Annotated in this window: 18 protein-coding genes; 5 read left to right on the forward strand and 13 right to left on the reverse strand. The window is 67.7% G+C overall.

What is annotated here, in order from left to right; translation table 11 throughout:
• The first annotated feature begins 126 nt into the window (after positions 1–126).
• On the forward strand, positions 127–819 hold the full coding sequence (locus AC1MDG_RS19150; RefSeq protein WP_479806078.1) for a septum formation family protein: 693 nt from the start codon (positions 127–129) through the stop codon (positions 817–819).
• A 28-nt stretch (positions 820–847) separates the two neighbouring features.
• Here the strand turns inward: AC1MDG_RS19150 and clpB are convergent, their stop codons facing one another.
• The gene (clpB, locus tag AC1MDG_RS19155; RefSeq protein WP_479806080.1) at positions 848–3517 is read right to left on the reverse strand and encodes an ATP-dependent chaperone ClpB; all 2670 of its coding nucleotides are present in this window, start codon (positions 3515–3517) and stop codon (positions 848–850) included.
• A 168-nt stretch (positions 3518–3685) separates the two neighbouring features.
• Entirely contained in the window at positions 3686–4501 is an 816-nt protein-coding gene (locus AC1MDG_RS19160; protein ID WP_479806082.1) for a S1 family peptidase, read from the reverse strand.
• Positions 4502–4762: 261 nt separating this feature from the next.
• Here AC1MDG_RS19160 and AC1MDG_RS19165 point away from each other — a divergent pair, with 261 nt between their 5' ends.
• Positions 4763–5272 (forward strand): carboxymuconolactone decarboxylase family protein, encoded by a 510-nt coding sequence (locus AC1MDG_RS19165; RefSeq protein ID WP_043484796.1) that lies wholly within the window; start codon positions 4763–4765, stop codon positions 5270–5272.
• Here AC1MDG_RS19165 and AC1MDG_RS19170 read toward each other — a convergent pair.
• The 7 genes from AC1MDG_RS19170 to AC1MDG_RS19200 form a co-directional block, all read right to left on the reverse strand.
• Complete coding sequence (locus tag AC1MDG_RS19170; RefSeq protein WP_479806084.1) at positions 5269–6852, reverse strand: GMC family oxidoreductase; 1584 nt, start codon at positions 6850–6852, stop codon at positions 5269–5271. The genes AC1MDG_RS19165 and AC1MDG_RS19170 overlap by 4 nt on opposite strands.
• A gap of 4 nt (positions 6853–6856) precedes the next feature.
• On the reverse strand, positions 6857–8347 hold the full coding sequence (locus AC1MDG_RS19175) for an aldehyde dehydrogenase family protein (protein WP_479806086.1): 1491 nt from the start codon (positions 8345–8347) through the stop codon (positions 6857–6859).
• Positions 8344–10527, reverse strand: coding sequence for a choline BCCT transporter BetT (gene betT / locus AC1MDG_RS19180; protein WP_479806087.1), 2184 nt, complete (start codon positions 10525–10527; stop codon positions 8344–8346). The genes AC1MDG_RS19175 and betT overlap by 4 nt, the downstream gene beginning before the upstream one ends.
• Before the next feature lie 197 nt (positions 10528–10724).
• A complete protein-coding gene (locus tag AC1MDG_RS19185; RefSeq protein ID WP_479806089.1) occupies positions 10725–11801 on the reverse strand; it encodes a sulfate/molybdate ABC transporter ATP-binding protein in 1077 nt (358 codons plus the stop codon).
• The gene (locus AC1MDG_RS19190) at positions 11798–12667 is read right to left on the reverse strand and encodes an ABC transporter permease (RefSeq protein WP_479806091.1); all 870 of its coding nucleotides are present in this window, start codon (positions 12665–12667) and stop codon (positions 11798–11800) included. The genes AC1MDG_RS19185 and AC1MDG_RS19190 overlap by 4 nt, the downstream gene beginning before the upstream one ends.
• 2 nt (positions 12668–12669) lie before the next feature.
• On the reverse strand, positions 12670–13482 hold the full coding sequence (modA, locus tag AC1MDG_RS19195; protein ID WP_479806093.1) for a molybdate ABC transporter substrate-binding protein: 813 nt from the start codon (positions 13480–13482) through the stop codon (positions 12670–12672).
• Positions 13479–13889 (reverse strand): TOBE domain-containing protein, encoded by a 411-nt coding sequence (locus AC1MDG_RS19200; protein ID WP_479806095.1) that lies wholly within the window; start codon positions 13887–13889, stop codon positions 13479–13481. The genes modA and AC1MDG_RS19200 overlap by 4 nt, the downstream gene beginning before the upstream one ends.
• 169 nt (positions 13890–14058) lie before the next feature.
• Here AC1MDG_RS19200 and AC1MDG_RS19205 point away from each other — a divergent pair, with 169 nt between their 5' ends.
• The gene (locus AC1MDG_RS19205; protein ID WP_479806096.1) at positions 14059–15393 is read left to right on the forward strand and encodes an FAD-binding oxidoreductase; all 1335 of its coding nucleotides are present in this window, start codon (positions 14059–14061) and stop codon (positions 15391–15393) included.
• A gap of 42 nt (positions 15394–15435) precedes the next feature.
• Here the strand turns inward: AC1MDG_RS19205 and AC1MDG_RS19210 are convergent, their stop codons facing one another.
• Positions 15436–15798 (reverse strand): HNH endonuclease, encoded by a 363-nt coding sequence (locus tag AC1MDG_RS19210; protein WP_479809143.1) that lies wholly within the window; start codon positions 15796–15798, stop codon positions 15436–15438.
• Positions 15799–15869: 71 nt separating this feature from the next.
• Positions 15870–16640, reverse strand: coding sequence for a DUF222 domain-containing protein (locus AC1MDG_RS19215; RefSeq protein ID WP_479806098.1), 771 nt, complete (start codon positions 16638–16640; stop codon positions 15870–15872).
• Positions 16641–17311: 671 nt separating this feature from the next.
• Between AC1MDG_RS19215 and AC1MDG_RS19220 the strand changes: the two genes are divergently transcribed.
• Both AC1MDG_RS19220 and AC1MDG_RS19225 read left to right on the forward strand, forming a co-directional pair.
• On the forward strand, positions 17312–18181 hold the full coding sequence (locus tag AC1MDG_RS19220) for a DUF4031 domain-containing protein (RefSeq protein WP_479806100.1): 870 nt from the start codon (positions 17312–17314) through the stop codon (positions 18179–18181).
• Complete coding sequence (locus AC1MDG_RS19225; RefSeq protein WP_479806101.1) at positions 18178–18930, forward strand: 2-phosphosulfolactate phosphatase; 753 nt, start codon at positions 18178–18180, stop codon at positions 18928–18930. Before AC1MDG_RS19220 ends, AC1MDG_RS19225 begins: the two co-directional genes overlap by 4 nt.
• On the opposite strand, the gene AC1MDG_RS19230 is transcribed toward AC1MDG_RS19225, so the two are convergent.
• Positions 18927–19328 (reverse strand): YccF domain-containing protein, encoded by a 402-nt coding sequence (locus AC1MDG_RS19230; RefSeq protein WP_209742169.1) that lies wholly within the window; start codon positions 19326–19328, stop codon positions 18927–18929. The genes AC1MDG_RS19225 and AC1MDG_RS19230 overlap by 4 nt on opposite strands.
• A gap of 79 nt (positions 19329–19407) precedes the next feature.
• Positions 19408–20802: a TrkH family potassium uptake protein gene (locus AC1MDG_RS19235; RefSeq protein WP_479806103.1), complete on the reverse strand. Its 1395-nt coding sequence runs from the start codon at positions 20800–20802 to the stop codon at positions 19408–19410.
• Between the last annotated feature and the right edge of the window lie 131 nt (positions 20803–20933).

Raw genomic sequence — 20933 nt, forward strand, 5'->3', positions numbered from 1 at the left:
GCCTCCTCCGGTCCCCGGTTTTTCTTCGGTAGAGTCGTTTGAGCGACTCCACGCCAGCGGCCGCAGCCACCGTCTCACGCGGGGAACCCGCGGAGAAACAGGACGCCGGGAAGGGTGAATCTTCACGTGAACGACGAGAACGCAACGGGCACCAGCGCCATGAACCGCACGACATCCGCGGACGGCTCAACGCCGCCGGTGGTCCCGCCTCCGCCTGCCCGGCCCCCGACCAGCAGCCTTCCAGTCCAGCCGCCTGCCGCGACACACAAACCCGCCCAGGACGCGGCCGAGCCGAATCGGACCCTGTCCAAGGTCGGTTTCGTGGTGGGCGGACTTGTAGTCTTGGGGCTGCTCATCTGGTGGCTGGCCTCCCTTATTGCGGGTGCCAACGAGCAGGACGCCAACCAGCCCCCGGCCCCGGTTGCCACGGAGACGTCGCAGTCCCCGCAGCCAACCAGGAGCCAGCTTCCCCAGGACGGCGTGAGCGCCCTGGACTACCAGCTGGGCGACTGCTTCGAGAACTTCGATCCCGAAGCGACGGAATCACGGGTGGTGGCCTGCACCACCGGCCACTCGGCACAACTTGTTGCCCTGTACCGGTATCCGGAATCGGACTCCTACCCGGGCATCGCAGCACTGCGGCAGAAGGGCCGCGAGATCTGCCAGGACGCCGGCCTCACCGACGCCGTGGCAAACTACGTCCTCATGCAGCGCAACGCCTACCCGAGCGACACCAGCTGGGAGAAGGGCGACCGGCGGATGGACTGCTACGTCACAGCGGACAAGGGCAACATCATCATGGAATCGCTGATCCCGTAGCCCTTCCGCCGCGTAGCCTTTCCTCCGCCTAGCCCTTCCGCCGTACAGACAGGCCGCTGCCGGCGAGCGCGCCGCCGTCGGGCCCTTCCTGTTCCGCCAGGCTGGCCACGGTGAGTTCGTCGACGTCGGCCGCGGTGTCCACCAGCACGGTGTCACCGTCGGCGATGTCGCCGGCGAGGATGGCCTTGGCCAGCCGGTCGCCGATTTCGCGCTGCACCAGCCGGCGCAGCGGCCGGGCGCCGTAGGCGGGGTCGAAGCCCGTCAGGGCCAGCCAGGCGCGGGCGCCTTCGGTCACTTCCAGGTCGAGCCGGCGGTCGCGCAGCCTCCTGCCGAGTTCAGCCACCTGGAGTTCCACGATCCGGGCCAGCTCTTCGACGTCCAGGGCATCGAACAGCACCACTTCGTCCAGCCGGTTCAGGAATTCGGGCTTGAACGATGCGTGCACCGTGGCCATGACGGCGCAGCGCTTGGCTTCGGCATCCAGGGTCTGGTCCACCAGGAACTGGCTGCCCAGGTTGGAAGTCAGCACCAGGATCACGTTGCGGAAGTCCACGGTGCGGCCCTGGCCGTCGGTAAGGCGGCCGTCGTCGAGCACCTGCAGCAGGATGTCGAACACCTCGGGGTGGGCTTTCTCCACCTCGTCCAGCAGCACCACGGAGTACGGACGACGGCGGACGGCTTCAGTCAGCTGGCCGCCTTCCTCGTATCCCACGTAGCCAGGAGGCGCACCGACCAGCCGGGCGACGGAGTGCTTCTCGCCGTACTCGGACATGTCGATCCGCACCATGGCGCGCTCGTCGTCGAACAGGAATTCCGCCAGGGCCTTCGCCAGCTCGGTCTTGCCGACGCCGGTGGGTCCCAGGAACAGGAACGAGCCGGTGGGCCGGTGCGGATCGCTGATTCCCGCACGGGCCCGGCGGACGGCGTCGGACACGGCCGCCACAGCCTTCTTCTGGCCGATCAGCCGCCTTCCCAGTTCCTCTTCCATGTGCAGCAGCTTCTGGCTTTCGCCCTGCAGCATGCGCCCGGCCGGGATGCCGGTCCAGGCGGAGATCACCTCGGCGATGTCCCCCGCGGTGACTTCGTCGGCCACCATGAGCTCCTGCTTGGCGCCACCTCCGGCAACCCGCGCGGCCTCCGCCTCGGCGGCGGCGGACAGCTCACGTTCCAGCGCGGGAAGTTCGCCGTACAGGATGCGGGAGGCGGCAGCCAGGTCGCCTTCGCGCTGGTGCTTCTCAGCGGCCGAGCGCAGTTCATCGATCCGGGCTTTAAGGTCACCGACATGGTTCAGGCCGGCCTTCTCAGCTTCCCAGCGGGCGTTGAGTGCCGACAACGCTTCCTTCTTGTCCGCCATGTCCGCCCGCAGCGCGGCCAGGCGTTCCACGGAAGCGGCGTCCTTCTCGTTGGCGAGGGCGAGCTCTTCCATGGTCAGCCGGTCCACCTGGCGCCGAAGCTGGTCGATCTCCTCCGGAGCGGAATCAATTTCCATGCGCAGCCGGGACGCCGCCTCATCCACAAGGTCGATCGCCTTGTCCGGCAGCTGCCGGCCGGAGATGTAGCGGTTGGAAAGGGTTGCTGCAGCAACGAGGGCGGAGTCGGCGATGGAGACCTTGTGATGGGCTTCGTAGCGTTCCTTCAGCCCGCGGAGGATGCCGATGGTGTCGTCCACGCTGGGCTCGCCCACGAACACCTGCTGGAAGCGGCGTTCCAGGGCGGGGTCCTTCTCGATGTTCTCGCGGTATTCGTCCAGCGTGGTGGCGCCGATCAGGCGCAGCTCGCCGCGGGCCAGCATGGGCTTGAGCATGTTGCCGGCGTCCATGGAGCTGTCCCCGGAGGCGCCCGCGCCCACCACGGTGTGGAGCTCGTCGATGAAGGTCACGATCTGCCCCTCGGAGCTCTTGATCTCCTCTAGGACGGCCTTGAGCCGCTCCTCGAACTCGCCGCGGTACTTGGCACCGGCCACCATCGAGGCGAGGTCCAGGGCGATGAGGGTCTTGCCGCGCAAGCTCTCCGGGACGTCATTGGCGACGATCCGCTGGGCAAGGCCTTCGACGACGGCGGTCTTGCCGACGCCGGGCTCGCCGATGATCACCGGGTTGTTCTTGGTGCGGCGGCTCAGCACCTGGATGATGCGGCGGATCTCGGCGTCGCGGCCGATCACCGGGTCCAGCTTGCCGGACCGGGCGATCGCGGTGAGGTCAGTGCCGAACTTCTCCAGCGCCTGGAAGGTGTTCTCGGGGTCGGCATTGGTGACCTTGCGGTCCCCGCGGACACCCGGCAGGGCGGCGAGCAGGGCCTCGTGGGAGGCAGCGGCGTCGCGCATCAGCTTGCCAACGGCGTCACTGCCGGCGGAGAGGCCCAGCAACAGGTGCTCGGTGGAGACGTAGGTATCCCCCAGCTTGTCCGCCTCGTTCTGGGCATTCTTGATCGCCTGCAGGGCAGCGCGGGACAGCTGGGCCTGCTGAACGGACGTACCGGAGGAGGCCGGCAGGGACTTGATGGCGGTGCTCGCCTGGACGCTGACGGCGTCCGGATCGGCCCCGGTGGCGCGGAGGAGCGCGACGGCCACGCCTTCGCGCTGGTCCATCAGCGCCTTGAGCAGATGGGCAGGCTCAACCTGGGGGTTTCCTGCCGTGGAAGCGTTCATGGCTGCTGCCGAAAGAGCCTCCTGGCTCTTGGTGGTGAACTTGGCGTCCAAAGAGAGCTCCTTTCGGGATAGATCAACTCTTAAAGTTGAGTGTACATGACTCAACTTTGCAGACGGGCCCTACGGTCCATGTTTGCCGACGGCGAAATGGCTGTCTAGGGGCAATCGGCCCCCGTGCGGCGCGCCGCATCAGGCGCCGGGATTCAGGACGCTTGGCGATCAGGACGGGGCGACGCCCGTGATGACTGCGATCCAGCCCAGATGGCGCGAGACGGCGGCATGCTCGTTATAGAAGCCGGAAAAACCGGAGGGGCCGCCGTCCGGCAGGACGCTCGACGTCGACAGCACGCCAACCAGCTTGCCGGCCACAACGAGGGGACCTCCGGAGTCCCCTGATAGCGGGTGCCCCGTCCGGGATTGCGTCCTGACCGACAAGCCGCCAACAGCGTCCGAGCCCTGACCCGATACGGTCACACCGGCAGCCTTGATCTGGTAGGCCATGGCCCCCGACCCCTCGGCTTGGTCGCCCCAGCCAAACACCCGCGCGTCCGAGCCGGGCGCAGGGAAGGTCCGGGACAGGCTGGCATATTGTCCGGCGTGCGGGGCGGAGAGCTTGAGCAGCAGCACGTCGCCCGCCGGCGAGGGATACCGGGCAGCAACTGTCCGCACCATGCCCCCGACCCCCAGGTAGGGGGTGCCGAGGCGGACGGACTGAAGTCTGGCAGAGTCGCAGTGCCTGGCAGTAATCACCCACTCCGCTGAAATCTGGCTGCCGGCGCAACCAACCCTGGCGCCGGCGGCGTCGTAGGCGATCTGGACGGCGAAAGGGACGTCAGATATGGCAACAGCCTCGCCGCCGGCAATGTCCGTGGCCGCGGGACCCGGGTCCTGCGGACCGGAAGCCGGAAAAGTGGAGGCCGGCGGACCGGGCACTGCCGAACCGAATGCCGGCGCCGAGGGCAGCCCCAGGAGAAGCGCGACGGCGAAGATCACCCGTGGAGCGCGGCGACCCTGGAACTTCAGGCGACAACGCATTTTCACATGGTAGGACTGCGGCCCGGGAAACGTTAGCCCCGCAGGGGGCATGCAGGAGGGCGGCTCCCCCAAGGAACCGCCCTCCGGCTGGCATGCGAGCCTGCGCACAGCATGCGCACGGCCCGACACGCAGGAACTTTCTTGGTGGACCGCCGCCCGCGCGGGGCGGACAGGCGGTCCGATGAAGACACTACAGAGATTTCACGTACATGTCACGAACATGACAAGATCGGTCATACCGCCATGGGTATTCTGGGAGCCATGGACCAGACTCATGAAGCGGGCAACCCCACCACCCAGCACATCTTCATCGACAAGGAAAGCCCCGCCGTCTGGCGCGCGCTCAACGGACTCGGCCTGAAGGCGAGGGAAGCCGCCGACGAAGCCGGCATCGGCAGGGCGCTGACCGAGCTGCTCAACGTCCGCATCTCGCAAATCAACGGCTGCGCCTACTGCCTGAACATGCACGTTGCGGATGCCCTCAAGAAGGGCGAAACCACCCAGCGCCTCGCCGTGCTGGCCGCCTGGCGGGACACCGCTTTATTCACGGACAAGGAACGGGCGGCGCTGGCCTTGGCCGAGTCCATCACCACCCTTCCTGACGCCCACACGCGTGAACGGGAGGACGCCTACGCGCGGCAGCACCTGAGCGCGGCCGAATACTCGGCGGTGAGCTGGCTGGTGATCACCATGAACGCGTTCAACCGCGTGTCCATCACCAGCCAGCACCCCGTGCGTCGCGACGCCAAGGATGAATCCGGGACGCGTTAGGAAGCCTGTGCCCGCGCGGCTTTCACCAGCTCCGCGCAGCGCTCCCCGATCATCATGGTGGTGATGTTCGGGTTCACCGTGGTCAGCTCCGGCATCACCGAGGCATCCGCAACGCGCAATCCGGTCACGCCCTTGACCCGCAGTTCAGGATCCAGCGGGGACATCGCATCGTCCGTCGCGCCCATCCTGACGGTTCCCGCCGGGTGGTAGACCGTGTTGTGGGTCTTGCGGATGTAGTCCGTGATTTCCGCATCGCTCTGGATGGCCTCACCGGGATAGAGCTCCTTGCCCGCCCATTCGGCCATGGCCGGCTGGGCCACGATCTCCCGGGCCTTGCGGATGCCGGCAATCATCACACGCATGTCGTGCGGGTCGGTGAAGTACCGCGGATCCACCTTTGGCTTGTCCCGGTAGTCTCGGCTGCGGAGCCGGACCGTCCCGCGTGACCTGGCGTGCGTGACGTTCGGCGTCAGGCAGAAGCCGTTGTCCGTCGTCGGGAAGCCCTGGCGCAGGGTGTGCATGTCGAAGGGCACTGAACCGTAGTGGAACATCAGGTCCGGCCGGTCCAGGCCTTCTTCGGTGGTGGTGAAGATCCCGATTTCCCACCACTGGGTGGACGTCTCCGGCATGGGCTTCCTGGCTTCCCACTGGATGACGCCTTCGGGGTGGTCCTGCAGGTGTTCGCCCACTCCAGGGGAATCGGAGCGGACCGGGATGCCGAACTCTTCCAGCTGCGCGGCCGGACCGATCCCGGAAAGCATCAGCAGCTTGGGCGAATCAATGGCGCCGGCGGACAGGATCACCTCGGACCGCGCATTGAGGGTGTGGGTCTTCCCGAAGGAATTGTCCACGACGTCTACGCCGGTGCAGCGGTTGTCCGCCGTGAACTTGAGCTCGCGGGCCCGGAGCCCGGTCAGCAGGGTGAAGTTCGGCCGGTCCACCACGGGGTGGATGTAGGACACGGACGACGACGATCGGGTGCCGTCTGCGCGGCGGTTGATCTGGAAGAAGTTGGCGCCGTTGATCACGGTTTCGTCGGAGTTGAAGCGCACGCGGGGAATCCCGGTTTCCTCACAGGCGTCCAGCAGGGCGCGGCCGCAGGGGTCCTCCGCCGGGACGTTCATCAGGTGGACCGGGCCGCTGTCGCCGTGGTGAGGCGCGTCCGGGCCGGCGTCCTCGTTGGTCTCCAGGTGCCTGTACAGGCGGTAGGCGGTCTTGGCGTTCCAGCCGGCGGCGCCGAACTTCTGCTCCCACTCGTCGATGTCCTCGCGGGGCGCCCAGAAGGCGATGCACGAGTTGTGGCTGGAGCAGCCGCCCATCACCTTGGCGCGGGCGTGGCGCATGAAGGAGTTGCCGATTTCCTGCTCCTCGATGGGGTAATCCCAGTCGTAGCCGGATTCCAGCAGTTCCATCCACCGGTCCAACTGCAGGATGGCATCCACGCCGCGGTCGTCCGGTCCCGCCTCCACGAGGGCCACTTCCACCGAAGGGTCCTCGCTCAACCGGGAGGCCACGGCCGCACCCGCGGACCCGCCGCCGATGACGATGTAGTCGAAACCAGTCTTGCCCAGTGCTGTCATGCGCTCAGTTCCCTTCTGAGGTGCGGTCCGCGAACCAGCCCGTCACCTGCGGATCAATGTTGTGATAGACGTGCTTGGCTTCCTGGTATTCGGCCAGGCCCGTGGGGCCCAGTTCGCGTCCGACGCCGGACTGGCCGAAGCCGCCCCACTCCGCCTGCGGCAGGTAGGGGTGGAAATCGTTGATCCAGATGGTGCCGTGGCGCAGCTTGCGGGCCACCCGCTGGCTCTTGCCGGCGTCCTGGGACCAGACGGCGCCGGCCAGGCCGTAGTGGGTGTCATTGCCCAGCCGGACGGCTCCTTCTTCGGTGCTGAAGGTTTCCACGGTGACCACCGGGCCGAAGGCTTCGTCCTTGAGCACGGACATGCCGCTGGTGACCTGGTCCAGGACGGTGGGCAGGTAGTAGTAGCCCTTCTTGAGCTCGCCGTCGCCCCACTTTCCGCCGCAGCGCAGGCGTGCGCCCTCGGCGATGCCCTTTTCCACGTAGGCGGTCACCTTGTCGCGGTGGGCCGCGGAGATCAGCGGTCCCGTCTCGGCGTCGGGATCAAAGGGGCCGCCCAGGCGGATCTGCTCCGCACGGCGGACCAGCTCGTCCACGAACCGTTGCGCAATGGATTCCTCGATGATGAGGCGCGAGCCTGCGGAGCAGACCTGGCCGGAGTGCACGAAGGCGGCGTTGAGGGCGTTGTCCAGGGCGGCGTCGAAGTCGGCGTCAGCGAAGATGATGTTGGGGTTCTTGCCGCCCAGCTCCAGCGCCACCTTCTTGACTGTTGCGGCCGCCGAAGCGGCGATGGTCTTGCCGGTTTCCAGTCCGCCGGTGAAGGAGACCAGGTCAACGTCCGGGTTGCCGGAGAGCACGGAACCCACGGTCTTGCCGTCGCCCAGGACGAGGTTGGCGACGCCGGCGGGCAGTCCCAGTTCTTCCAGGACCTGCATCATCAGGATGGCGGTGTGGGGCGTCAGTTCGCTGGGCTTGAGCACGAAGCTGCAGCCTGCCGCGAGCGCCGGGGCGATCTTCCAGGCGGCCTGCAGCAGCGGGTAGTTCCAGGGGGCGATCAGCGCGCAGACGCCCACGGGCTCGTATTCGATCCGGCTGACCACGGTGCTGCTGCCGGCATCCACCAGCCGTCCGGAGTCCTGGCCGGCGATCTTGCCGAAGTACTCGAAGCAGTTGGCGATGTCGTCCATGTCGATTTCGCTCTCCACCAGGCGCTTGCCGGTGTCCAGCGTTTCGGCGCGGGCGAACTCGTCCTTGCGCTCCCGCAGCCTTGCGGCGACGCGCAGCAGGAAGGACCCGCGTTCCAGGGGCGGAACGCCGGCCCATTCGCCGCCGTCGAACGCCGCCCGCGCTGCTGCCACGGCGCGGACCGCGTCATACGCGTTCGCCTCGGACACGACGCCGGCCAGCTCGCCGTCGGCCGGGCAATGGATCTCCCGGGTGCCGCCGTCGGACGCTGCACTCCAGGTGCCGCCGATGAATAGCGTTGCGGTGGTCATTTCGCTGCCTCCTGCGTTTCGAAGTCTGATTCCCAATTGTCTTTGGCCACCTGGTCCTCGACCAGGACGGTGTTGCCCGGCGCTGCACGGTTCAGGTGCAGGAACTCCAGGTGCTGTTCGTAGTGGTCCAGGACATCCGTGATGACCTGTTCCTTGGTGTACCCCATGAGGTCGTAGCCGTGGCTGCCCTCCAGGGAGAACACTTCCATCCGGTAGTAGTGGTCGTCCGGGTCGGCCCGCCTGGTGGCGTAGGACGGCGTCTCGTACTGCACCGGGTAGATCTGGTACTTGAAGGGCCGCTCCTCCCCCATGGCAAGCTGCAGGTCCACGCTGTCGATCCCGCAGGACTCCACGGTGGACACCGAAAGCACGGTCTCGGCGCCCTGGGCCTTCAGTTCCTCACTGACCTCCCGCAGCGCCGGCACGGCAACGGCTTCGACGAACCGCGTGGTCTGCCGGCGGCCGGGATAGCTCATGGCCCGCGTGAGGCGCTGGCGCCAGCTGCGGCCGCCGCGCGGATCGCCCGCACGGCCGGTGATGATGCCCGGCAGGCTGGCGCGGTAGCTGTCGTTGAGCGAGTTTTCCACCCGCAGCGCCTTGTACAGCCCCAGCATGATGAACACAAGGAGCAGGGACAACGGCAGGCCCATCACAATCGTGGCGTTCTGCAGGGTGGCCACGCCGCCCACCATCAGCATGGCGAGGGTCAGCAGGCCGGTGGCAACCGCCCAGAACACGCGCATCCATTCGGGACCGTCGGCGTCGGCGTCCTTCAGATGCGAGGTGAAGTTGGCCATCACCAGTGCCCCCGAATCCGCGGAGGTCACGTAGAACAGCAGCCCTGTGAAGGTGGCGACGGCGGCCGTCACCGGTACGCCGGGGTACTCGGCGAGCAGGCTGTAGAAGCCGCGTTCGGGGTAGCTCATGGCGGCCTCGCCAAAAGCGGCGTTGCCGTTCATGATCAGGTCGATGCTGGAGTTCCCGAACACGGAGATCCACAGCAGGATGAAGAGGAACGGCACGGTCATGGTGCCGAGCACGAACTGGCGGATGGTCCGGCCGCGGGAGATGCGCGCCAGGAACAGGCCCACGAACGGCGCCCAGGCGATCCACCAGGCCCAGAAGAACAGGGTCCAGGCATTCAGCCAGTCGGTGGGCCGGTCGTAGGCGAAGGTGTCCAGGGTCATGGCCGGGAAGCGGCTCATGACGTCGCCGACGTTCTGCACAATGCCGTCCAGCAGGAAGCTGGTCTTGCCGGTCACCAGCACGAACAGCATCAGGGCCACGGCCAGGATCACGTTGAGTTCGGACAGCCGCCGGATGCCCTTCTCGACGCCGGACACCACTGAGACGGTGGCCATCACCACGGACAGGGCGATCAGGCCGATCTGCACGGCGAGGTTCTCCGGGATGCCGAACATGAAGTTCAGGCCGTAGTTGAGCTGGACCACGCCAATGCCCAGCGAGGTGGCGATGCCGAAGATGGTGCCGAGCAGGGCGGCGATGTCCACGGCATGCCCCAGCGGGCCCTCGATCTTCTTGCCGAAGATCGGGTAGAGCGCGGAGCGGATGCTCAGCGGCAGGTTGTGGCGGTAGGCGAAGTAGCCCAGGGCCAGCCCCATCAGCGCGTAGAGGGCCCAGCCGGTGAGGCCGTAGTGGAACAGGGTCCAGACCAGCGCCTGCCGCGCGGCCTCCGCGGTGCCGCCTTCACCCTGCGGCGGGGCAAGGTACTGGCTGACCGGTTCGGACACGGAGAAGAACATCAGGTCGATGCCGATGCCGGCGGCGAACAGCATGGCAGCCCAGGTGAACATGCCGAACTGGGGCTTGGAATGGTCCGGGCCCAGCTTGGTCTTGCCCACCCGTGACAGCGCGGCCACGAGGACGAAAACCACCACAGCCGTGACGATCAGGAAGTAGTACCAGCCCATGTTGGTGGACACCCAGCCCACCATGGAGCCGATGACGGCCTCGGCGTTGTCCTTGGCGAGGATGGCCCAGAGTGCGATTCCCACCACGCCCGTCGCCGAGCCGAAAAAGACGGTTTTGTTGACCCGCGTGGTGCGTTCCGGTGCGGCGTCCGGCGCCGGGGATGCGCCTGGTGGTGAGTCGGTGCCCGCGGCGGGCGATGCGACTGTTGCCCCGGCTGCGTCCGGGCGCGCTGTGGAGTTGTGGCTCATTGGTCCCATTTCAGTTTTTGAGGCTGCGGTCCAGACGCCGGGTCTCCCGGCCGCGCTGTTGCGCGCGGAAGCGGGGGCCAGGCGTCGTGTTGAGTCTGGCTTGGCTTTCGACGCTACCAACGCGGTCCGGCGCAACCCCAAGTTTTATGAGACTACTCACGCGTTTGGTGCCGTTTGCGGCGGTTTGTGGGAGTTTGCTAGGCAGGGTAAACGGCCACCGCGGCCGCCTTGATCACGAAGTAGACAGTCATTCCCGGCGCCAGTCCCAAGTCCGCGGAGGCGGCGGGAGTGATATCGGCGGACATCCCGCCGGCCCGGACCCGGATCTGGTCTCCATGCTGCTCCAGGTCCGTGACGGTGACGGCGAACGAGTTCCGCGGACTGCCGTGCGCGTCCGTCAGGAACACGGAAACGGCCGACGGCGGGAAGGCTGCTACGCCGGGCTGCCCGGCCGTGCCGGCGGGCCCGGTACCGTCCGGGAGGGCTTCCTCGTCCTGGTGCCCGGCCACCTCGGTGCCCTCTGCAGTCCGGATCCCGGTGGCGGTGAGGATTCCGGAAATGAGGTTGACCCCGGCCAGCCCGGCAGCGAACCGGCTCCGGGGCCGCTGCAGCACCTGCCGGGTGGGCCCTTCCTCGGCGATCCTGCCCTCCTCGAGGACGATCACCCGGTCGGCCAGCATCAGGGCGTCCAGGACGTCGTGGGTGATGATGATGGCGCGGCGCCCGGCCAGGACCTTCTTCAGGAGCCTACGGAGCAGCGGTGCGGCGTGGATGTCCAGGGCTGCCATGGGCTCGTCCAGCAGCAGCACCTCGGGGTTGGCAGCGAGCGCCCGTGCGACGGCCACGCGCTGGGCCTGGCCGCCCGAGAGTTCCGCAGGGCGCCGGGCTTCGAGGTCCGCTGCATCCACCGCGGCCAGCCACGTCCGGGCCGACTCGCGGGCCGCCTTCCTTGCCGTCCCGGTGCTGCGAGGCCCGAAGGCCACGTTTTCCAGGGCGCTGAGGTGCGGGAACAGCAGCGGTTCCTGCGCGAGCAGGGCTGTGCCACGGTGGTGTGGGGCAGTCCAGGCGGTGGCGCCGCCGTCGAGGTCGAACAGCACTTTTCCGTCGATTTCGGCCCGGCCGGTATCCGGCCGCAGCAGCCCGGCGATCACGTTGAGGAGGGTCGATTTCCCGGCCCCGTTGGGGCCAAGCACCGCAACGGTTTCACCCGGCGCAAGGCTCAGGCCGACGTCGAACCCGCGGGCACCCACGGTTGCCTGCATGTGGAAGGTCACCGGGCACCGTCCATTCGTGTGCCGTCCACTCGGCCGCCGTCCGCGCTGCCCGTCCGGGCACTGCGCTGGCCGCGGTGCGTCGGGCGCCGGTACGTGAGTCCCACCACCGTCACCGCCACGGCCACCAGAACAAGGGAAAGCGCGACGGCGGCATCGGCGTCCGTTTCCCGCTGCAGGTAGATTTCCAGCGGCAGCGTCCGGGTCACCCCCTGCAGGCTCCCCGCGAAGGTGAGCGTCGCACCGAATTCACCCAGGCTCCGGGCGAAGGACAGCACGGCACCGGAGGCCAGGCCGGGCAGTACCAGCGGCACGGTGACGCGCCGCAGCACGGTGGTGGGCCGGGCACCGAGGGTGGCCGCCACGGCCTCGTACCGTCCGCCGGCTGTGCGCAGCGCGCCTTCCAGGCTCACCACCAGGAACGGCAGTGCCACGAAGGTCTGCGCGAGCACCACCGCCGTCGTCGAAAACGCGATCTGGATCCCGGCAGCCTCCAGGCTGCGGCCCAGCAGGCCCTGGCGGCCGAAGGTGTACAGGAGGGCGATGCCGCCCACCACCGGCGGCAGCACCAGCGGCAGCAGCACGAAGGCGCGAAGCAGCCGCTGGCCACGGAAGCTCGAGCGGGCCAGCACCAGGGCAAGCGGCACACCGAAGACGATGCACAAGGCGGTGCTCGCGGCCGAGGTCCGCAGGCTGAGCCCCAGGGCCGTCAGGGAGGATTCGGACGTGACCAGCGGGATGAACTGGGGCCAGTTGACCCTCGCCGCCATAGCGGCCAGCGGCAGCAGGACGAACAGTCCACCGGCAGCAGCAATCGCGTAAATCCAGCGCGGGATGCCGTGGTACCCGCCCACGTTGGCCTGGTCCATCCTTAAGGGGTCCCGAAACCGGCGTCGGCGAGGGCTTTCCTGCCGTCGGCGCCGGCCACCATGGCGATGAACGCTACGGCCAGCTCCTTGTTCCTGCTGGCGCCGACGGTGGCGATGGGATAGGTGTTGACGGCCTTGCCGGCTTCGGCGAACGGGATGCCCTTCGCCTTGTTGCCGGCGGCCTTGACGTCGGTGACGTACACCAGGCCGGCGTCGGCCTCGCCCGATGTCACCTTGCCCAGGACGTCGGTCACGGACGATTCCTCACTGACCGGGGCAAGCGTGACGCCGGCGGCCTTTTCCACCGTGTCCGCCGCTGCCCCGCAGGGTACCTGGCTGGCGCAGACCACCACTTTGACGCCGGGCCTGGCGAGGTCCCCGAAGGAACCGATGGACGCCGGGTTGGACGGCGGGACGGCGATCTGCAGGACGTTGGTGGCGAAGTTCCTGGCTGTGCCGTCGAGGAGTCCGGCGTCGGCGAGCTTGGCCATGTTCCCGGTGTCCGCCGAGGCAAACACGTCGGCGGGCGCTCCCTGGCTGATCTGCGTGGCCAGGCCCGAGGAACCGGCGAAGCTGAGTGTCACCTTGGCGCCCGGGTTCTTCTTTTCAAACTCGTCCGCGAGCGTGGTGAACGTGGCTTTGAGGGATGCCGCCGCAAAAACCGTGACCGTCCCGGAGAGCTGGCCGGCGGTGTCCGACGACGCACCGACCGAAGGGCCGGCCGAAGTCGACGCCGATGATGCGCAGGCAGTCAGGCCGGCGGTGAGCGCAACCGCTGTCAGCAGTGCTGCGAGGCGCGGCTTCCCGGCGTTCACACGATGCTCTTTCCCTGCGGAGTTTCAATGATCACAGTGGTGGCCTTAACCACGGCCGTAGCCACGGAACCCAGCTCCAGGCCGAGATCCCGCACGGCTTCGCTGCTCATCAGTGACACCACGCGGAACGGCCCGCACTGCAGTTCAACCTGGGCCATGACCTTGTCCGCAGTGATTCCCGTGACCAGGCCGACGAACCGGTTGCGGGCCGAACTGCCCACCCGGGTGGGGTCCTCCGGAAGCTGCGCCTGCTCGCGGGCCAGGGTGGCCAGCTCGAAACCATCCACGGCCAGCCGACCGGACTCGTCCTTCACCGGGGTGAGGCTTCCGTTCTCGGTCCAGCGGCGGACGGTATCGTCGCTGACGCCGAGGAACCGGGCTGCTTCAGCAATGCGAATGGTGGGCATTTATCCAGCCTATTTCCTCATATGCGGTTTTGAAAAGATGATTCATCCGCAGATCAGGTTGTTTTGCTGGTTGGCGCCCGTCCCTACACCCGCAGGCGGTAGCCCGCCGGCCACCGCGGCAGTACGATTTTTTGTGGGGGCGAAGCCGCCGGCGCCGAGGAGCGTTGCCATGAAATGGATCAGGCCTGACAGTCCGGATTACAACGAATCCCGGAAGCTTTTCAACGCAATGATCGACCGGCGTCCGGCCGTCATTGCCCAATGCAGCACCCCCGCCGATGTTGTCCAGGCCCTGCAGCATGCCCGCGACAACGAACTGCCCGTGGCCGTCCGGGCCGGCGGCCATTCGGTGGCCGGGATGTCCATGAACGACGGCGGCCTGGTGGTGGACGTGCGTCCGATGAAATCGGTCAGTGTGGAGCCGGGAAGCCGCACAGTCACCGCCGGAGCCGGCCTCACGTGCGGAGAGTTTGACCGTGCGACGCAGGAACACGGACTGGCGCTGACGGGCGGCCGCGTCTCCACTACCGGCCTGGCCGGCTTCACGCTGGGCGGCGGCTCCGGCTGGCTGGAGCGGGCGTTCGGCTTTGCCTGCGACGACCTGGTCGCGGTGGACCTGGTCACTGCCGGCGGGGACCTGGTGACGGCCAGCGCAAAGGAGAATCCCGAACTGTTCTGGGCCCTGCACGGCGGGGGCGGCAACTTCGGCGTGGCTACCTCCTTCACGTTCGGGCTCCACGAGCTGGGCCCGAAGGTCCATGCCGGTTTTATGCTCTGGCCAGGCGACGCAGCCACCGACATCAGCCGTGGCTTCCGCGAACTTGCCCTGGCCGCGCCCAACGAGGAATGTGCAACCCTCATCTACCTGACGGCCCCGCCTGAGCCGTTTGTTCCCCCTGAGATGGTGGGCAAGATGGCTGTTGCTGTGGTGTACATCTATGCGGGCGACGCCGATGAAGGCGCGGAACGGGCCAAGCCGTACCGCGCGCTCGACCCTGCCGTGGACCTGCTGGGAGACACCAATTACGCCGACTTCCAGTGCTCGCTGGACGATCCTCCGGGCATGTACAACTACTGGAGCGCCGACTACCACAATGAACTGTCCGACGACGCCCTGGACGTCATCATCGATTCTGCGCGCAGGCTGCCTGGCCAGCACTCCCAGCAGCTGATTGCGCACTGGGGAGGTGCGGTGGGCGGACCGGCCGCGGGGGCCACTCCACTGCTGAACCGCAACGCGAGCTGGGTCAGCCACCCGTTCGGATTGGGCGAAACACCGGAGGAGGGCGAGGAAGCCAGGGCGTGGGTGAAGCATTTCCGCCACGACATCGCGCCCTACGCCACGGGCGGAGTGTGGCTGAACTTCATCGGCGACGAAGGCCAGGCCCGCGTCCGCGCGGCCTTCGGAAACGAGAACTTCGACCGGTTGTCCCGGGTGAAGCGCGACTTCGACCCGGACAACATATTCCGCGGCAACCAGAACATTCCGCCGGCCCCTGTCTAGGCGTGCCGATCACAGGCGACGGTGACATCTGACGCCCGGTATTCAGGTTTTAAAGTAGCGGTTTCGTTGGGGTTTTTGGCGTGGGTCGATGTGGGGTGGCGGGATGAACCAGGGGATCCCGGTTTTGACCTGGATGGTCCACTGTTCCTTGTGGATCAGGTGGTGGTGGGAGCAGAGCAGGGTGCCGTTCTCTGTGCTGGTGGTTCCCCCGTGTGACCAGTAGGTGATGTGGTGGGCTTCGCACCAGGGTGCGAGGATGGTGCAGTTCGGGAAGGCGCAGCCTTGGTCGCGGGCGGTGATGGCTTTGCGGATGTGGGGCGGGAAGATCCTTGTGGTGCGGCCGATATCCAGGATGCGGCCCTCGCTGCCGAGCAGGACCGGGATGATGTCCGCGTCGCAGGCGATCTTGCGGACGGTGGACGCAGTAACGGGGCCCGTGAAGGTGAAAGATGCGGTGCCGGGGAGGCCTCGGGAGCCTAGGGTGCCGCTGCCGGGGGTGCCGGTTGGCCGGTGCCGGGGGTTCCGAGGCGTTCGAGGAGGTCGCGGTAGTCGATGGTGACCATGACCTGGGGCCGCAGACCGCCCGCAGCGGGGAGGTTTCCGGTGGCGAGGGCGGTTTTGGCGGCGCCGACGAGCCCGTCCAGGAGTTGCTGGGGCCGGGTCCGCCCGTCCAGATCACCGCCATTGGCGGTTCCGTCGTTGCCTTCAGCCATTCCGGGGCGGGTGCGGGGGTTGGTGGCGATGTTCATCACGGTCAGGAGGGGTTCGTACTGGTCCTGGGTGGCGAAGATTTCCAGGTGGTGCAGTCCGCGCCGGGTTTTCCGGATGAAGGCGCCCTGCCGGTGCCGCAGTTCCTCCTCGGAGGGTTCTGTGCCGTCCTGGTCGATCGCGTCAACCAGCTGCCGGGCAATCCTGGCCACGAAATCGGTGTCGTTCTCCGCGGCTGTGCGGGTCAGGGTGTGTTCCATCCGGGCCATGGTGTCCTCGGGGGCGTGGTGCCGGACCCGGTCCAGGGCGAGGGTGATGATGGTCGCGGAACGGGAACCCACCGACCCGGACGCCACCGCCGCGGCCAGCACAGGCCGCTCCGGAGGTTCGGGGTGGCCGGTGATCCCGGTCCGTGGCAACACTGCCTCGGCCAGGGCGAGGCGGCGTCGGGCCTCGGCGGCGCCGATCCGCAACCGGGCGCGGAGGAACTCGGTGGTGTTCCGGCACCCGTCATCCGCCGGATCCGGATCGTTGGACATTCCCACCCCGGTGCTCGTCCCGGGAACCGCGGCGGCGTCTGTGCCTCGATCGCTGGCGCCCGGGCTGCCGTCGGCCCGATCACTCTCGCCAAGCCCGCCATCCCCTTGACTGGGAGTGCCGGTAGCCCAGCCGATCGGCCCGTGGACGCCGTCTCGCCGCCCCACCCGGTCGTCCAGCCGGCAGCAGAGCCCGAGCCAGCCCGCGCATCAGCGGAAGCCTCCCGCCGCGCCCGGTCCACAGCCCCGGCAGCAACCACCTGCAGATATTCAAGGGTCCGGGAAATCTCCTCGACTGTGGCCGCGAAGTCAGCAGCCGCACGGAAGCGCATCACCGCAGCGTCCGCCACCGCCGTCGAACTCAAAGACACCAGCAGCGCAAGGCACCCGGCCAGATCACCGGCACCACCGCCGTCGAACGCTGAAGCCCCAGCCGGCTGCGGCCCCGCGGGAACACTCCACAAACCGCGAACCGACCCGGGCGAAGCAGCTGACGCGGGCGAAGCAGCGGCGGGCAGCTTAGCCCACCGCAACGCCCCTCCTGCTGCAAGTTCCCCCATAACTTCCATGGGATAACTCTGCCAAAGGGCACCGACATTTAAGGCCCACGGCATTTAAGGCCCGTTGCCGAGGCTCTGGCAACCCCGGGCACGCCCGGCACTAGACTTTCCCCCATGGCCGTCTACCTGGATCCGCCGCTCTGGCCAGCCCACGGAACCCACTTTTCGCACCTGATCTCGGACTCCTCCCTCGACGAGCTGCACCGCTTCGCGGCGGCCGCCGGCATCCCGGAGCGGGCGTTCGACGGCGACCATTACGACGTCTCCGAGGCCAGGTACGAGTCCCTGGTGGAGGCGGGCGCCATCCCCGTGGAGGCCAGGATCCTGGTCCGCAAGCTGATTGCCTGCGGGCTCCGCATCCCTGCCCGCCAGCGCGGCAAGGCCCTCAAGGTGCCGCTGCTGAACCGCTGGAACGCCGTGCTGCCCGGCCACGACGCCCTCTTCCTGGACCTGCTGGACCGGTGGGGCGAGGACCACCGAAAGTACCACGGCCGCACCCACCTGCTGTCCGTCCTCGAGGCCCTGGACCTGCTCACCGAGCCGGCCGACCCGCCACGCACCGTGGTCCTCGCTGCGTGGTTCCACGACGCCGTCTACCGCGGGATCGCCGGGCAGGACGAGGAGGAATCGGCCCGGCTGGCCGAAGACAGGCTCCTGCACGCCGGCCTGTCCGAGGATGAGGCATATGAGGTGGGGCGGCTGGTCCGGCTCACTGCCGACCACCGCCCGGAGCCGGGGGACGACGACGGCGCCCTCCTCTGCGACGCGGACCTTTCGGTTCTCGGCGGCGAACCCAAGGCCTACGGCCGCTACCTCAGCGCCGTCCGCGAAGACTTCGCGCACATCGGCGACGCTGACTTCGCGGCGGGACGGGCCGCCGTCGTCCGTCACCTGCTGGACCTGGACCCGCTGTTCAACACGGCCCGCGGACGTGAGCTCTGGCTGGATGCTGCCCGGCGCAACCTGGCGGGCGAGCTCGCGTGAGCGAGGTTCAGGCCGCGCACCGGCAGCTGCCGTTTACGGTCCGCTTTGAATGGGGGTACGACGGCGCCACGGCGGTAGCGCCCGGGGCCGAACTGGCGGTGGTGGTGGACGTCCTGTGCTTCACCACCTGTGTGAGCGTCGCGGTGGACCGCGGCGCCGACGTGTTTCCCTACCGCTGGGACGACGGCACTGCCGCTGATTTTGCCGCGGAAGAGGAGGCGGTGCTGGCCGGCCGGCGCGGCGGCACCGGGGTGAGCCTATCCCCCGCCAGCCTCCGCTCCGCGCCGACTCTCGACAGGGTGGTGCTTCCGTCGCCCAACGGCTCTACGCTGGCCCACTCCCTGGCGGGAACGGTGCCGCGCGTGGCGGCGGTGTGCCTTCGGAACGCCCGCGCCACCGCCGAGTGGGCGGCCCGGAACCTTCCGCCTGCAGCGGTGATCGCCGTTGTCGCGGCGGGCGAAAGATGGCCCGACGGCGGGCTCCGGCCCGCGCTGGAGGACCAGTTAGGCGCGGGTGCTTTCCTGGCCGCGCTCCCGGAGCACCGCCAGACCGGCTTTTCCCCCGAGGCCCGGTGGGCCATGGACGCCTTCACTGCCGCGGAGCCGCGGCTTGGTGAGACGCTGCTGGAATGCTCCAGCGGCCGGGAGCTCGTTTTCGGCAGTTACCAGGAGGACGTGGAGATTGCCGCGGAACTCAACGGGAGCGCCGCCGTCGCACTTCTCGACGGCGGCGCATTCCGCCGGGTTTAGCGGTAGCTGGTGACGAACGGCCGGTCGGAGGGCACAATCTGCTTGCCGAGCGGCATCAGCGAAACCGGGATGAGTTTCAGGTTGGCGATGGCCAGCGGGATCCCGACGATGGTGATGGCCATGGCGAACGCGGTCACCACGTGGCCGATCGCGATCCAGATGCCTGCCACCACCAGCCAGATCACGTTGCCCAGCAGCGAGAACACGCCGTTGCCGCCCGGCTTGTCCACCACCATGCGGCCAAAGGGCCACAGCGTGTAGGACGCAATCCGGAAGGAAGCGATGCCCCAGGGAATGGTCACGATGAGCAGGCAGCAGATGATCCCCGCGAAGAAGTACCCGAGCGCCAGCCAGAGTCCCCCGCAAACCAGCCAAATGATATTGAGCAATGTCTTCATACGGCCATTGTCCCCCGCGCAGGAGTGATCAGGCGTCGGGGATTGCCCTGACCCGGCCCTGAATTCCGGGCAGGCGGCGTCAGCCGATGATCGGCCGCTCTTCGGGCAAATGGTAGAGCCTCGGATGGGCGGACAATGCCAGTGCCGAGGCCACGGTGATGGTCCCGATGCGGCCGATGAACATCAGGGCCATCAGGACCCACTCCGCGCTGGCCGGCAGGTGATAAGTGATGCCGGTGCTGACCCCCACTGTGGCGAAAGCGGAGATGGATTCGAAGAGCACTTTTTCGAGGCTGTAGTCCGTCAACATCAGGAGCAGCAGCGTTCCCGCGATCACCGCGGCGACGCCCAGCAAGGCAACAGAAAGGGCCTGGCGCTGGGCCGAAGAGCTGATGGACCGGTGGGCGATGGTGACCTGCTCGCGGCCGCGGACTTCGTTCCAGATGGCGAATCCCAGGATCAGGAAGGTGGTGATTTTGATGCCACCCGCGGTCCCGGCACTGCCGCCGCCAATGAACATGAGGATGTTGGTCACCATCAGGGTCTCCGGTGTGGCGGCACCGTAGTCGATGCTGTTGAAGCCCGCGGTCCGGGGAAACACCCCGCCGGCCAGCGCCCCGAGGAACTTCCCGCCGGTGCTGAACGACCCCAAGGTTTCAGGACGGTTCCATTCGAAGGCTGCGAAGAGCACGAAACCGGCAGCCAGAAGGATGAGCGTGCCGAAAACGGTCAGGCGGACGTGCACGGTCCAGGCCTTGATCGTCCAGCCGTCCCGCATCAGGGCGATGATCACGGGGAAGCCAAGGCCGCCGGTCACCACTGCCGCGCAGATCGGAATAATGATCCAGGGGTCTTCGGCCAGCCCGACGAGGTTGTCGCTGTACAGCGAAAAGCCGGCGTTGTTGAAGGCGGATACTGCATGGAAGATGCCGTGCCAGAGCGCCGTGGCCGGGTTGGCGTCGTATCCGATCCAGAACCGCAGCGTCAGGACCACTGCCGTGCTGCCCTCGATGGTGGCCATGATCCTGGCGACCCGCACCAGGACGGTCCGGACATCACCGAAGTTCAAGGTGTGGGTCTCGGACTGGGCCACAAGCTGCCCGCGGAGGCCGAGGTTCTTGCGGACCAGCAGCGCGAGCAGGGTTGCCAGCGTCATGATGCCGAAGCCGCCCACCTGGATCAGCCCGAGGATGACCGCCTGGCCGAAGGGTGTCCAGAACGTGGCGGTGTCCACGGTGATCAGCCCGGTCACGCACACGGCGGAGACCGAGGTGAACAGGGCGGGCATTGCTACGTCGGAGTCCGTGGGGTAATGCGAGGCGGGAAGCAGGAGCAGTCCGGCTCCCAGCATGATCACGGCAAGGAATGCGACCGGTACCGACCTGACCGGGTGCAGGAGCAGGCGCCTGATGCGGCTGTCCCGGGGCCGGATGTCCGTACCCACTCTTACCGGCCCGCTCGGCGGTGCCGCCATTGGAAATCCTCTCATCGGCGTCTCATCGGCGTCTCATCGGCGTCTCATCGGCGGGCATGCATAGCGTCCCCGGCACCGTGCCCTGACCGTGCCCGCAGTTCGACGCATCACGGAGCGTAGCACCGCGCGTT

The organism is Arthrobacter sp. AIWTK1 (assembly GCF_056680535.1).

Excerpts from the sequence above, each read along its gene's own strand:
- AC1MDG_RS19165 (WP_043484796.1), top strand. The coding sequence starts at position 4,763 with ATGGACCAGACTCATGAAGCGGGCAACCCCACCACCCAGCACATCTTC.
- betT (WP_479806087.1), bottom strand. The coding sequence starts at position 10,527 with ATGAGCCACAACTCCACAGCGCGCCCGGACGCAGCCGGGGCAACAGTC.
- AC1MDG_RS19215 (WP_479806098.1), bottom strand. The coding sequence starts at position 16,640 with ATGTCCAACGATCCGGATCCGGCGGATGACGGGTGCCGGAACACCACC.
- AC1MDG_RS19200 (WP_479806095.1), bottom strand. The coding sequence starts at position 13,889 with ATGCCCACCATTCGCATTGCTGAAGCAGCCCGGTTCCTCGGCGTCAGC.
- AC1MDG_RS19220 (WP_479806100.1), top strand. The coding sequence starts at position 17,312 with ATGGCCGTCTACCTGGATCCGCCGCTCTGGCCAGCCCACGGAACCCAC.
- AC1MDG_RS19170 (WP_479806084.1), bottom strand. The coding sequence starts at position 6,852 with ATGACAGCACTGGGCAAGACTGGTTTCGACTACATCGTCATCGGCGGC.
- AC1MDG_RS19160 (WP_479806082.1), bottom strand. The coding sequence starts at position 4,501 with ATGCGTTGTCGCCTGAAGTTCCAGGGTCGCCGCGCTCCACGGGTGATC.
- AC1MDG_RS19175 (WP_479806086.1), bottom strand. The coding sequence starts at position 8,347 with ATGACCACCGCAACGCTATTCATCGGCGGCACCTGGAGTGCAGCGTCC.
- AC1MDG_RS19230 (WP_209742169.1), bottom strand. The coding sequence starts at position 19,328 with ATGAAGACATTGCTCAATATCATTTGGCTGGTTTGCGGGGGACTCTGG.
- AC1MDG_RS19205 (WP_479806096.1), top strand. The coding sequence starts at position 14,059 with ATGAAATGGATCAGGCCTGACAGTCCGGATTACAACGAATCCCGGAAG.
- AC1MDG_RS19190 (WP_479806091.1), bottom strand. The coding sequence starts at position 12,667 with ATGGACCAGGCCAACGTGGGCGGGTACCACGGCATCCCGCGCTGGATT.
- AC1MDG_RS19235 (WP_479806103.1), bottom strand. The coding sequence starts at position 20,802 with ATGGCGGCACCGCCGAGCGGGCCGGTAAGAGTGGGTACGGACATCCGG.